Annotated in this window: 9 protein-coding genes; 5 read left to right on the top strand and 4 right to left on the bottom strand. The window is 66.3% G+C overall.

Annotation, left to right across the window (positions count from 1 at the left end; genetic code table 11):
• Together nagZ and FFS10_RS21485 are read left to right on the top strand one after the other, a co-directional pair.
• Positions 1 to 1,080 (top strand): beta-N-acetylhexosaminidase (gene nagZ / locus FFS10_RS21490; protein ID WP_137896640.1); only part of this gene is annotated, 1,080 nt, incomplete at its 5' end.
• Positions 1,081 to 1,177: 97 nt separating this feature from the next.
• The gene (locus FFS10_RS21485) at positions 1,178 to 1,483 is read left to right on the top strand and encodes a hypothetical protein (RefSeq protein WP_137896639.1); all 306 of its coding nucleotides are present in this window, start codon (positions 1,178 to 1,180) and stop codon (positions 1,481 to 1,483) included.
• Between the two features lie 34 nt (positions 1,484 to 1,517).
• Here the strand turns inward: FFS10_RS21485 and lysS are convergent, their stop codons facing one another.
• The 4 genes from lysS to FFS10_RS21465 all read right to left on the bottom strand — a co-directional run bounded on the left by lysS (position 1,518) and on the right by FFS10_RS21465 (position 7,154).
• On the bottom strand, positions 1,518 to 3,083 hold the full coding sequence (lysS, locus tag FFS10_RS21480; protein WP_137896638.1) for a lysine--tRNA ligase: 1,566 nt from the start codon (positions 3,081 to 3,083) through the stop codon (positions 1,518 to 1,520).
• A 96-nt stretch (positions 3,084 to 3,179) separates the two neighbouring features.
• Positions 3,180 to 3,815, bottom strand: coding sequence for an LON peptidase substrate-binding domain-containing protein (locus tag FFS10_RS21475; protein WP_137896637.1), 636 nt, complete (start codon positions 3,813 to 3,815; stop codon positions 3,180 to 3,182).
• 83 nt (positions 3,816 to 3,898) lie between these two features.
• Complete coding sequence (locus FFS10_RS21470; protein WP_137935663.1) at positions 3,899 to 6,493, bottom strand: EAL domain-containing protein; 2,595 nt, start codon at positions 6,491 to 6,493, stop codon at positions 3,899 to 3,901.
• 1 nt (position 6,494) lies between these two features.
• A complete protein-coding gene (locus tag FFS10_RS21465; RefSeq protein WP_137896635.1) occupies positions 6,495 to 7,154 on the bottom strand; it encodes a histidine phosphatase family protein in 660 nt (219 codons plus the stop codon).
• A 282-nt stretch (positions 7,155 to 7,436) separates the two neighbouring features.
• On the opposite strand from FFS10_RS21465, the gene FFS10_RS21460 reads away from it, so the two are divergent.
• From FFS10_RS21460 to FFS10_RS21450, 3 genes are all read left to right on the top strand, one after another.
• Complete coding sequence (locus FFS10_RS21460) at positions 7,437 to 7,868, top strand: response regulator (protein ID WP_137896634.1); 432 nt, start codon at positions 7,437 to 7,439, stop codon at positions 7,866 to 7,868.
• 1 nt (position 7,869) lies between these two features.
• Entirely contained in the window at positions 7,870 to 10,209 is a 2,340-nt protein-coding gene (locus FFS10_RS21455; RefSeq protein WP_171016105.1) for an EAL domain-containing protein, read from the top strand.
• 80 nt (positions 10,210 to 10,289) lie between these two features.
• The coding region (locus tag FFS10_RS21450; protein WP_171016214.1) for a HAMP domain-containing protein at positions 10,290 to 11,866 on the top strand (1,577 nt) is incomplete at its 3' end.

Raw genomic sequence — 11,866 nt, 5'->3', positions numbered from 1 at the left:
ACCCCGCACGCCCCCCTGATCCTCGACATCGAAGGCACGCAGCTCTGCGCGACCGACCGCCAGCGCCTGGCCCATCCGCTGACCGGCGGCCTGATCCTGTTCGCGCGCAACTGGGTCGACCGCGCCCAGCTCGCCGCGCTGTGCCGCGACATCAAGGCCGTGCGCGAGGACCTGCTGATCTGCGTGGACCACGAGGGCGGGCGCGTGCAGCGCTTTCGCAGCGACGGCTTCACCCACCTGCCGCCCATGCGCGCCTTCGGCGAGCTCTGGCTCAGGGACGACAAGGGCCGGCCCGGCAGCGGGGCGCTCAAGGCCTGCAACGCTGCCAGCGCCGCCGGCTACGTGCTGGCGGCCGAGCTGCGCGCCTGCGGCGTGGACTTCAGCTTCACGCCGGTGCTGGACCTGGATTGGGGCGAAAGTGGTGTGATCGGCGACCGCGCCTTCGCGCGCGACGCGCGCGTGACCGCGCTGCTGGCCAAGAGCCTGATACATGGCCTGCTGCGCGCCGGCATGGCCAATTGCGGCAAGCATTTCCCGGGCCACGGCTTCGTCAAGGCCGACTCTCACACCGAGATCCCGGTGGACCGGCGCAGCCTCAAGGCCATCCTGGCCGACGACGCGGCGCCCTACGAATGGCTGAACAGCACGCTGAGCAGCGTGATGCCGGCCCATGTGATCTACCCCAGGGTGGACAGCCGGCCGGCCGGCTTTTCCAGCACCTGGCTCGAGGACATCCTGCGCCACCGGCTCGGCTTCGGCGGCGCGATCTTCAGCGACGACCTGTCCATGGCCGGCGCGCGCCTGATCGACGGGCGCGAGGTCGGCTACACCGAGGCAGCCGTCACGGCGCTCGAGGCCGGCTGCGACATGGTGCTGCTCTGCAACCAGTCGGTCGACGGCGGCGCGGCGGTCGACGAACTGCTCGACGGCCTGGCCGAGGCCCAGCTCAAGGGCGGCTGGCAGATGCGCGAGGCCAGCGAGCTGCGCCGCCGCGCCCTGCTGCCCAACGGGGCGGCGCCGGACTGGGACGAGCTGATGCGCTCGCCGGACTACCAGCACGCGCTGTCGCTGCTGCCCTGAGCGCCCGAGGGGCATCAGGGGCGCGGCTTGAAAACCGGGCCCCGGGCCCTTATCTTCTTCTTTCCATCTTTTCCGGGGCCCGGCCGGCCCCTTCGCCATGTCCCTGATTTCCGACACCCTGGGCCGCCTCGCCGGCCTGCTGCTGCGCGTGGCGCTGACCCTGGCCGGGTTGGTGTTCGCGGCCAGCCTGCTGGTGGCCGGCTTGCTGGTCATGCTGTTCCTGCTGCTGCGCGCCCTGCTGACCGGGCGCAAGCCGGCGGCCATGGCGGCCTGGCAGCATTACCGCCAGGCGGCCGCCCAGGCGCGCCAGGCGCCGGCCTTCCGCTCGCGCCATGCGGCCCCGTCGCGCCGCACCGAGGCCGACGTGGTCGACGTGCAGGCGCGCGACCTCCCGCGCGACTGAGCTTGCGAGGAGGCGGCGGACGCCGCCTCGGGCGTCAGCCCTCGCGCCGCGGCGCCTGCAGCTCGTGCTCGCGGCGCAGCGCCGGGAACAGGATCACGTCGCGGATGCTGGGGCTGTCGGTCAGCAGCATCATCAGGCGGTCTATGCCTATGCCGCAGCCGCCGGCCGGCGGCATGCCGTATTCCAGGGCGCGCACGAAGTCGTGGTCGAAGAACATGGCCTCGTCGTCGCCGCTGTCCTTGGCCGCCACCTGGGCGTGAAAGCGCGCGGCCTGGTCCTCGGCGTCGTTGAGCTCGGAGAAGCCGTTGCCGAACTCGCGGCCCGTGATGTAGAGCTCGAAGCGCTCGGTGACGTCGGGGCGGGCGTCGTTGGCGCGTGCCAGCGGCGAGATCTCGGTCGGGTGCTCCATGATGAAGGTCGGCTGCCAGAGCTTGTCCTCCACCGTCTCCTCGAAGTACAGCACCTGCAGGCTGGCCAGGCTGCGCGTGGACAGCTTGTTCTTTTCCTCGCTCAGGCCCAGTTTCTTGAGCGCGGCCATCAGCCAGGCCGCGTCGTCCACATGGGCGCCGGCCTCGGTGTGCGCGTAGATGGCTTCGCGGATGGTCATGCGCGCGAAGGGCTGGGACAGGTCCACCGGCCGGCCCTGGTAGGACAGCTGCAGCGTGCCCACGGCCTTCTGGGCCGCGTCGCGCACCAGCGCCTCGGTGAAGCCCATCAGGTCCTGGTAGTTCCAGTAGGCCGCGTAGAACTCCATCATCGTGAACTCGGGGTTGTGACGCACCGAGATGCCTTCGTTGCGGAAGTTGCGGTTGATCTCGAACACGCGATCGAAGCCGCCCACCAGCAGGCGCTTGAGGTAGAGCTCGGGCGCGATGCGCAGGAACATCTCCTGCTCCAGCGCATTGTGGTGGGTGACGAAGGGCCGGGCGTTGGCACCACCCGGGATGGGGTGCAGCATGGGCGTCTCGACTTCCAGGAAGTTATGCGCCAACATGAATTCGCGGATGCCGTTCACCGCCTTGCTGCGCGCCACGAAGCGCTTGCGGGCCGCCTCGTCGGTCATCAGGTCCACGTAGCGCTGGCGGTACTTGACCTCCTGGTCGGCCACGCCGTGGAACTTGTCCGGCATGGGGCGCAGGCTCTTGGTGAGCAGGCGCACGCTGGTGGCGTGCAGCGAGAGCTCGCCGGTGCGGGTCTTGAACAGATGGCCTTCGGCGCCCACGATGTCGCCCAGGTCCCAGTGCTTGAAGGCCGCGTAGACCTCCTCGCCCACCGCGTCGCGGGTCACGTAGATCTGGAAGCGCCCGCTGCTGTCCTGCAGCGTCGCGAAGCTGGCCTTGCCCATCACGCGCTTGAGCATCATGCGGCCCGCGATGCGGGTGGTGATGCGCGCCGCTCCTTCGCCATCCAACTGTTCCGCAGCGGTCTCGCCATAGGCCTCCTGCAACGTGGCGGCGTGGTCCTGCGGCTTGAAGTCGTTGGGGAAGGCCACGCCCTGGCCCTGGGCCTGGGCCTCGCGCAGGGCCTTGAGTTTTTCGCGGCGCTCGGCGATCAGCTGGTTGTCGTCCTGGTGCGCGGCGTTGTGGTGGTTGTCAGACATGGGGAGCGGTGGTTGGCGCGCGGCGCGGGATGCGCTGCGCGGCGGCATTTCCTGCCAAAACCTCGTATTTTAAGTTTTTGCGGCCTGGGTCGGCGGTCAGCCCGTGATGCCGTGGCGCGCCAGCAGGTCGCTGACCAGTTCCAGCCGGATCAGCGGGTTGTCCAGCTCCATCAGGCGCTGCTTCAAGGCCAGGGGCAGCGGCAGCAACTCGCACCAGCGGTTGGCCACCCAGCCGCAGTCCTCCCAGCGTGCCTCGGCGGGCGGCGGCAGCACGGCCTCGGCCGGCTCGCGCGCCTGCAGCGCCTCCATGATCCGGCGCAGGGCCCGGGAAGTGCCCGCCAGGTCCTCGGGGATGGCCCGGGGCCGGTCCTGGTCCAGCTGCTGCACGTCGGCGACCCAGAGGCCGTGCCTGAGCTGGTGCTGCTGCGTGATGCGAAAGCGCTGCAGCCCGCGGCAGCGGACCAGCATCAGGCCCGGCTGCGGCTGCTCCAGCGCCTCGATGCGGGCCAGGGTGCCGACCGGGTGCAGGGTCTCGGCCGGCGCGCCGGGCAGGCGCACCTCGGCGCCCTGGCTCAGGGCGACCACGCCGAAGGGCGCGCCGGCCCTGTGGCATTTGCCAATCATGTCCAGGTAGCGCACCTCGAAGATGCGCAGCGGCAGCACGCCGTCCGGAAACAGCACCGTGCCCAGTGGGAACAGGGGCAGGGAGGACAGGAGTAGGGGTTCGGACAAGGGCGACTCGGTCGGTGGGCCTGGGGGCGACTCTACCGCAGCGCGGCCATGGCGATGCGAGGGCCCCTGTGTCCCGCCGCGATTCAGACGGGCGGCGCAGCGTGGTTGGCGGCGAGCCACTGGTTCAGCTGGTGGCTTGCCAGCGGCCGCTTGAAATAGAAGCCCTGCATCAGCCTGCAGCCGGCATCGGCCAGGAAGGTCTTCTGGAGCCGCTGCTCGACGCCTTCCGCAACCACGCTCAGGCCGAGCTTGTGCGCAAGCTCAAGCAGGCTCTGGATCACTTCCTCGCTGGCCTTGTCCTTGCCAATGCGCTCGATGAACAGGCGGTCCAGCTTGATGCAGTTGATCGGAAACTTGGCCAGATAGCTCAGCGAGAAATAGCCAGCGCCGAAATTGTCGACCGACAGCCTGACGCCCAGGGCCGCGATCTCCTCCAGGGTCCGGCGCTCGGCATGGGGGGCGGCAATCATGGCGGTCTCCTTGAACTCCAGATGGAGCAGGCTGGCCGGCAGCCCGGTGCGCCGCAGGATGTCGTCTATGGTCTTGTCCATGTCGGTCTGCTGCATGGATGCCGCGGACAAGTGGACACGCACGCCCATGGGCCGGCCGGTTTCCGCCCGCCAGTCCATGGCGTCGCGGCATGCGCGCTCGAGCACCCAGCAGTCGATTCTTCTGATCAGCCCGGCCTCTTCGGCATGCGGAATGAATTTCTCCGGATAAACCATCCCTTCGGGCCTCTGCCAGCGAATGAGCGCCTCCATGCTGTCCGGCTGGCCGGTCGCCATGTCGATCACGGGCTGGTAGTGCAGGGTGAACTCGTCGTGCTTGAGCGCGGCGTCGATCTGGACGCTGAGCGACAGCCGCTGGTCGCCGCGGGCCAGCATCTCCGGGCGAAACAGGCGGTATTGACCGCGACCGGACTCCTTGGCTTCGTACATCGCCATGTCCGCTTTTGTCAGCATGCTTTGCGCGTCCTGGCCGTCCTTGGGGAAGACGCTGATGCCCAGGCTCGCGCCGACATAGGCCATGGCATCGTCCAGCGGGATGGAGGCCTCCAGCGCCGCGATGATGCGCTTGGCGACATGGATGGCTTCCTCCTCCGATTCGATATGCGTGAGCAGCACCGTGAATTCGTCCCCGCCCATTCGCGCCACGGTATCGGTTTCGCGGATGCTACGGCCGATGCGCCGGCCGACCTCGATCAGCAGACGGTCGCCGAGCGCATGCCCCAGCGTGTCGTTGACATATTTGAACCGGTCGAGGTCGACGAAGATCACGGCAGCCAGCGCCTGCTGGCGCTGGGCGCTTGCCAGCGCGACGCCCAGCCTGTCGTTGAACAGCGCGCGATTGGGCAGGCCCGTCAGCATGTCATAGAAAGCCAGCTTCTTGAGCTGCTGCTCGCTCTGCTTGAGCGTCGTGATGTCGCGCGACACGCAGACATAGTGCAAGGGCTTGCGGTTCTCGCCCCATATGGTATTGACCCTCGCCCAGATGGGAAACGACTCGCCGTTGCTCCTGCGGTCCAGAAGCTCCCCGGCCCAATGTCCGTCGGTCTTGACCGACTGCCAGAGCTGCCGGTAGACATCGTTCTCGTCCGCGCTGTGAGCCGGGTAGAGCGCCGTTCCCATCATCTCCTCGCGTGATCGCCCGATCGCTCGTTCGTACGCGGGATTGGCGTCGACGATGTTCCCATTCGAGTCGGTGATGGCCACGGCCTCGCCCGTGCTGCGTATGACTTCCGCGTAGATCCGCAAATAGCCCTCGGCCTCCTTGCGGCGCTCGATCTCCGAATGCAAGGCCTGGTTCGCATCGGCTAGAGCCTGGTTCGACGCGGCCAGTGCGCGCTGGTTCTCCTTCAGCTGCAGCAAGGATTGCCCGAATGCGGCGATGCCGTGCGCGATCCGGCTGACCTCGTCGCTGCCCGCCGTGATGGGGACGCTGGTGCCGGCCTGCATGCCCAGGCGCACCAGGGCTTCCGTCTGCGCTTCTAGAGAGCGGGCCAGCAGGCGCGAAAAAGCATAGGACAGGCCGAACAGGAACGCCGCGGCCGCGACGCCGGCCAAGGCAATGGCCATGCTGCTGATCTCCCCCCGATGCACCCGGCCGGCAATCTCCGACCTGATGCTACGGCGCTCGACGTGAAGGAGCTGGGCAAAAGCCTGATTCACTTCGGTGAAACGCTCATTTGCGTGCGCCAGCTGTGCCGGAGCAAGCGCGAGATTGACCGTGACCATGGCCACGGCGGAGGCCGCTGCCTTCTGGTACGCCTGCGTGCTGGCAAGCAGGCTAGCGAGCCGCTCGGCGGTAGCGGCGTGGCCTCCATTGGCTGCGGCGGAAAGGGTGGGCAAGGTCTGCTCGAGCCCGCGCACTGCTTCGTGAATCCCGTTCAGGCGCTGTTTGGCGAGGTCGTACAGCAATGCCTCGTCAATCTCCCGGGTGTCGTCCAGAAGGGCATACAGCGCCAGGTGCTGCTCGGAAAGATTGACGAACACCGCGGCGTAGCGATCATAGGCCGCCAAATCCCGATCCGCGACGCGCTTGAGCAGCGCGCTCTGGTTCTGCAATTCGTAGACAAAGGCTGAAGTGAGGCCGCCGAGCAGGAGCAGCCCCAGGAGGGGCGCGATCAGGAACCGCCGTCGCAAGGGCATCCGCTCGAGAAACGCGGCCAACCGAGCCATGTCAGCGCTTGGCTTCCGCGGCCTTAGCCCAGTCCTCGGGAAGGACCTTCGCCAACGCCTCGAAGCGTCCGCCTGGCAGCGGACGGAAGACATAGGCCACGCCTTCGGGCTTGGGCCAGATGCCGGCGGCCTCGCGCAGGTTCGCCGTATGGGCAACGATCACGCTATTGGTCGCTGCCTTGGGCGGCGTCGACAGCAGCAGGCGCAGCGCCAGCGCCAGCCGTCTTGTCTCCGTGGCGTCGGCGTTGATCGCAAAGTGCAGGTCCTTGTCGACCGTGTGGTGGCCGAATGCCAGCTGCGCCGTATCCTTGCAGCGGCAAAATGGGCTGCTCACCACGCTGCCCACGGGGATGCGCAGCGTGCGGAATGCCTGGCCTGTCCGTCTTGACTGTTCGCGCCCTTCTGCGGAAAGCTGGCGCTGCGTCTCGCACCTGGCCAGATCCGCGGCCTCGTCGGTGCTGCCGCTCTGCTCCGTCAGTCCATGCCGGAAGTAGATGACCAGCCCCCCCTTGCGCAGCTCGCCCAGCACGGCGGGCAGTCCTGGCAGAGGCTCTTCCTGGGCGACGGGCTGCGCTGCCGACATCAACGAAAATGCCATCGCCAGAAGCGGCGGCACCATGCTGCGCAGACTCGAAAAACTCCTGAATCGATCGCATGCCATAGGACCTCCTTCGTTCGAGACAGACAAAGTTAATACCTTTGCCTAACATATTTCGCCAACGCGACCGCAGCCCAAACGACCCGGCGACAAGTCGCGCCGCCGCTGACGATTGACCATGGCGCACGGTCGATCGAATTGCAAGCAAAACATCTTGGCCTAAGACAAACGGCGTTGTACAGTAGGTTACGAGTCGATTCCTGACGCAGCCGGCGACGGTCAGCCTGTACGGGTTGATGCTGAAGACATAGTCGCTCCCTGAGTACCCAAAAAGGGAGGTGCTTCATGGCAGAGCCGTTGCCGACGACCATATTGATCGTCGAAGACGAGGAGCGCAACCGCCGCTTGCTGGACGTGTTCGTCAGTGCGGACGGCTTCGAGGCAGTGCTCGCGTCCGATGGAGCGACCGCGCTTCGGATGGCGGCCAGCCGCGCGCCCGCCCTGGTGCTGCTCGATCTGATGATGCCGGACATGGACGGCTTCGAAGTGATGCGGCGTCTCAAAGAGAATCCGGCGACGCGCGACATCCCCGTGATCATTGTCAGCGCGCTCGACGACATGGCGTCGCGTCAGCGGCTGATGGCGTGTGGCGCAGAAGAGTTCATCTGCAAGCCGGTGGATCGCTGGGAACTGTCGATGCGGATGCGCCGCCTGCTCGATGCCCGGCGCAGGGCCGCGCCGGTTACTCCGATACCGGGGAGCGCAGCGGCCGCGTAGCATGGACGCAGACACCGCCGCCCAGTTGCGCCGGCTCAGCCGCATGCACACGGTATTGAGCCGGATCAATCGCGCCATCGTGCGCGCCGACAATCCGGACGGCTTGTACCGGGAAGCCTGCCGCGTGGCGGTCGAGTCCGGCCTGTTCGACCTGGCGTGGATTGGCCTCCTCGATCCGGCCAAGGGCCGGCTGCGGCCCATGGCGCTTTGTGGAGACGCCGCAGGCGCAAAGGTGGTGGACATCGTCTGCGCGGCCGATGATGCCGAGGCGTCTGTCGCCTGGAGCGCGCAGCGCAGCGGGCACTATGCCATCTGCAATGACCTCCAAGCGGCCCCATCCCGGATGGCGGGACGCGATGAAGCGCTCGCCCATGGACTGGCGGCGGTCGCCGGCTTTCCACTGTTCGAGGCCGGACGGGGGATAGGCGTATTCGAGCTGTACGCCGGCGAGGCCGGTTTCTTCGACCCGGCGATCGTGAACCTGCTGGCCGAAGTGGCAGGCGACATTTCCTTTGCCCTGGAACACCTGTTGCGCGAGCAACAGCGCTTGGCGGCCGAAACCAAGATTCGGTACCTGGCGTACTACGATCCGCAGACCGGCCTGCCCAGCCGCGCCATGCTGGAACAACGGCTGCGCCAACTGGCGGGCCAGTCTGCAGACGGACTGTTGGCTCTGCTTTGCATCAAGATGCTGCGCCTGGAGCAAATCAGCCGGGTGGTGGGCTATGCCGCGATGGATGAAATGCTGCGCACGCAAGCGCAACGCCTTGAGTCCTGCTGCACCAGCGCCGGCATGGTCGCCCATCTTGCGCACGGCGAGTTCGCGTTGGCAGTGCCCGGCTTTGCCGACCGCGCCGCGATCGAGGCCTTTGCCCGGGGGGTGCGTGGCCTCCTGAGCAATCCGCTGTTCACCAGCGTGTCGGAAGTCTTCCTGAGGGCCCGCATCGGCATCGCGGTCTATCCTCTCGATGAACCTCAGATCCATCACTTGCTGCGGCAAGCCCGCTTGGCCGCCGAAAGTGCGACGCGTGACGATGAAGTGCGTTTCTACAGTCCCGACCTGGACCGCGATGCGGGGTCGCGGCTGGCGCTGGAAGGCGAATTGCACCGGGCGATAGATCGCGGCGAGTTCGTATTGCACTACCAGCCGCAGCTGAACCTGAAGACCGGTTTGATGGTCGGCATCGAGGCCTTGCTGCGCTGGCGGCACCCCGCCAAGGGCCTGATCGAGCCGGCCCGGTTCGTTGCGCTGCTGGAGGAATGCGACCTTGCGATCATCGTCGGTGAATGGGTGCTGCGCGAGGCCTGTTCGCAGAACATGGCTTGGCAGAACCAGGGGCTGCCGCCGCTGCGGGTCGCGGTCAACCTCTCGGCCCTGCAGTTTCGCCAGGCAGGACTGGTCGAGATCGTGCAAAGCGCGCTGCGAGACAGTGGTCTGGCGGCCCAATGGCTCGAGTTGGAGCTCACCGAGAGCCTGATCCTCGAAAACGTCGAGGAAGCGATTCGGACGATGGACGAACTGAAGAAACTCGGGGTGTCGCTGTCCCTCGACGATTTCGGTACCGGCTACTCGTCGCTGAACTATTTGCACCGTTTTCCGGTCGACCGCATCAAGCTCGACCAGAGTTTCGTGCGCGATGTCGCGACCCATGCCGTCACGGCGGCATTGGTGCGGACCATCCTGGCCATGGCCCGCGACCTCGGCGTGACGACCATCGCCGAAGGTGTGGAAAGCTCTGGTCAGTTGGGCTATTTGCGCAAGCATTCCTGCCACGAGATGCAGGGCTATCTGTTCAGCCGCCCTTTGCCGCCCGAGGAGCTGGCGCAATGGCTGCGGGAGGATCGCCGCTTGCCCCCGGCTGGTGGAACCTCGGCGGCGAGTTCGACGGTGTTGGCCGTGGACGATGACCCCCATATCCTGGCCATCCTGCAGTTGTTGCTGCGGCAGGACGGACTGACCGTTCTGACGGCCGGCAGCGCCGCCGAAGGCTTCGACATCCTGGCGAGCACCGAAGTCGGCGTCGTTCTCAGCGACCAGCTCATGCCCGAGGTCAGCGGCACGGCGTTCCTGGAGCAGGTCAAGGGTTTGTATCCCGACAGCATCCGCATCCTGCTGACCGGCTATGCGGAGGTGGCCACGGTGATCGATGCCGTCAACCGCGGGGTCATCTACAAGATATTGACCAAGCCCTGGAACGACAAGCAGCTGCGGGAAAACGTCAGCGAGGCGCTGCACCGTTTTGAAACGGTGCAGGAAAACCGCTGGATGGCCCGGCGCCTGGAGGAATTCAGGTCGAAGTACCCGGACTTGGAAGGCGAGGGCTTTCCGCCCGAGACATAGCAGCTGGATTTGGACTCAGCAGGTTTCCCGGTTCTTCTAGCAGTCTTTCGCCGTTCACATTGAAGAAGAAGGAGGCAGCGATGACCACGCAGACCGTTCCAGGCGATACCTTCGATATGGGGGTATTGCTGACCACCCTGACCGCATACAAGAACGGAGACTTCACGGTGCGCATGCCGGAGGACTGGACCGGCGTCCCCGGCAAGATCGCCGACACGCTCAACGCCATCGTGGACATGGGCGCCGATACGAGCAACGAGTTCAGACGGGTTGCGCAGCTCGTTGGCAAGCAGGGCAAGGTCGGGGAGCGGATCACGCTGCCGATGGCAAAGGGATCTTGGCAGGCGCTGGTCGAATCCAGCAATACGTTGACCAACGACCTGCTCGCTCCGATGACCGAGACGATTCGCGTCGTCGACGCCGTCGCCGAGGGCGACCTCGGGCAGCGGGTGCCTATGGAAATCGATGGACTGAAGCTGCAGGGGCATTTCCTCAAGTCTGCCCAGACGGTGAACGCGATGTCGGCAAAGCTCGCGACGGTTGCCACGGAACTGACGCGGGTGACGCGGGAAGTGGGCATCGAAGGCAAGCTCGGCGGCCAGGCCAACGTCAAGGGCGTGGCCGGCACCTGGAAGGAGTTGACCGACAGCGTGAACACCATGGCCGGCAACTTGACGGTGCAGCTGCGCGACGTGTTCAAGGTGGCCTCGGCCGTCGCCGACGGCGATCTGACGCAAAAAATGACGGTGGAGGTGCGGGGGGAAATCCTGCAGATCAAGGAAGCGAAGAACCGCATGGTGGACCAGCTCGGTTCATTCGCGACGGAAGTCACCCGCCTGGCGCGCGAGGTGGGCACCGAGGGCAAGCTCGGCGGCCAGGCCAACGTCAAGGGGGTGGCCGGCACCTGGAAGGAGTTGACCGACAGCGTGAACACCATGGCCGGCAACCTGACGGTGCAGCTGCGCGACGTGTTCAAGGTGGCCTCGGCGGTTGCCAACGGCGATCTGACGCAAAAGATGACGGTGGAGGTGCGCGGGGAAATCCTGCAGATCAAAGAAGCGAAGAACCGCATGGTGGATCAGCTCGGCTCGTTTGCCGCGGAAGTCACCCGCCTGGCGCGCGAGGTGGGTACGGAGGGAAGGCTCGGCGGCCAGGCGGAAGTCAAGGACGTGGCAGGCACCTGGAAGGAGTTGACCGAGAGCGTGAACACCATGGCCGGCAACCTGACGGTGCAGCTGCGCGACGTGTCCAAGGTGGCCACGGCGATTGCCCGGGGCGATCTCTCCCAGAAGATCACGGTGGACGTCAAGGGCGAAATTCTCCAGGTCAAGGACGTGATCAACACCATGGTCGACCAGCTGGGGTCTTTCGCCTCGGAGGTGACGCGGGTGGCGCGCGAGGTGGGCACGGAGGGCAAGCTCGGCGGCCAGGCGGAAGTCAAAGGCGTGGCCGGCACCTGGAAGGATTTGACCGACAACGTGAACGCCATGGCCGGCAACCTGACGGTGCAGCTGCGCGACGTGTCCAAGGTGGCGACCGCGATTGCCAACGGCGACCTCGGCCAGAAGATCACGGTGGACGTCAAGGGCGAGATCCTGCAGATCAAGGACACCATCAACACCATGGTGGACCAGCTGGGGTCTTTCGCCTCCGAGGT

The organism is Ramlibacter sp. 2FC (genome assembly GCF_005503345.1).
GTDB lineage: Bacteria > Pseudomonadota > Gammaproteobacteria > Burkholderiales > Burkholderiaceae_C > SCMQ01.
The sequence above is the reverse complement of the archived record's forward strand: the minus strand, read 5'-3'. Positions and strand labels throughout refer to the sequence as shown.

What these genes read in the sequence shown, in the direction of transcription:
- FFS10_RS21465 (WP_137896635.1), bottom strand. Translation starts at nt 7,154, where the DNA reads ATGGCATGCGATCGATTCAGGAGTTTTTCGAGTCTGCGCAGCATGGTG.
- FFS10_RS21455 (WP_171016105.1), top strand. Translation starts at nt 7,870, where the DNA reads ATGGACGCAGACACCGCCGCCCAGTTGCGCCGGCTCAGCCGCATGCAC.
- lysS (WP_137896638.1), bottom strand. Translation starts at nt 3,083, where the DNA reads ATGTCTGACAACCACCACAACGCCGCGCACCAGGACGACAACCAGCTG.
- FFS10_RS21460 (WP_137896634.1), top strand. Translation starts at nt 7,437, where the DNA reads ATGGCAGAGCCGTTGCCGACGACCATATTGATCGTCGAAGACGAGGAG.
- FFS10_RS21485 (WP_137896639.1), top strand. Translation starts at nt 1,178, where the DNA reads ATGTCCCTGATTTCCGACACCCTGGGCCGCCTCGCCGGCCTGCTGCTG.
- FFS10_RS21470 (WP_137935663.1), bottom strand. Translation starts at nt 6,493, where the DNA reads ATGGCTCGGTTGGCCGCGTTTCTCGAGCGGATGCCCTTGCGACGGCGG.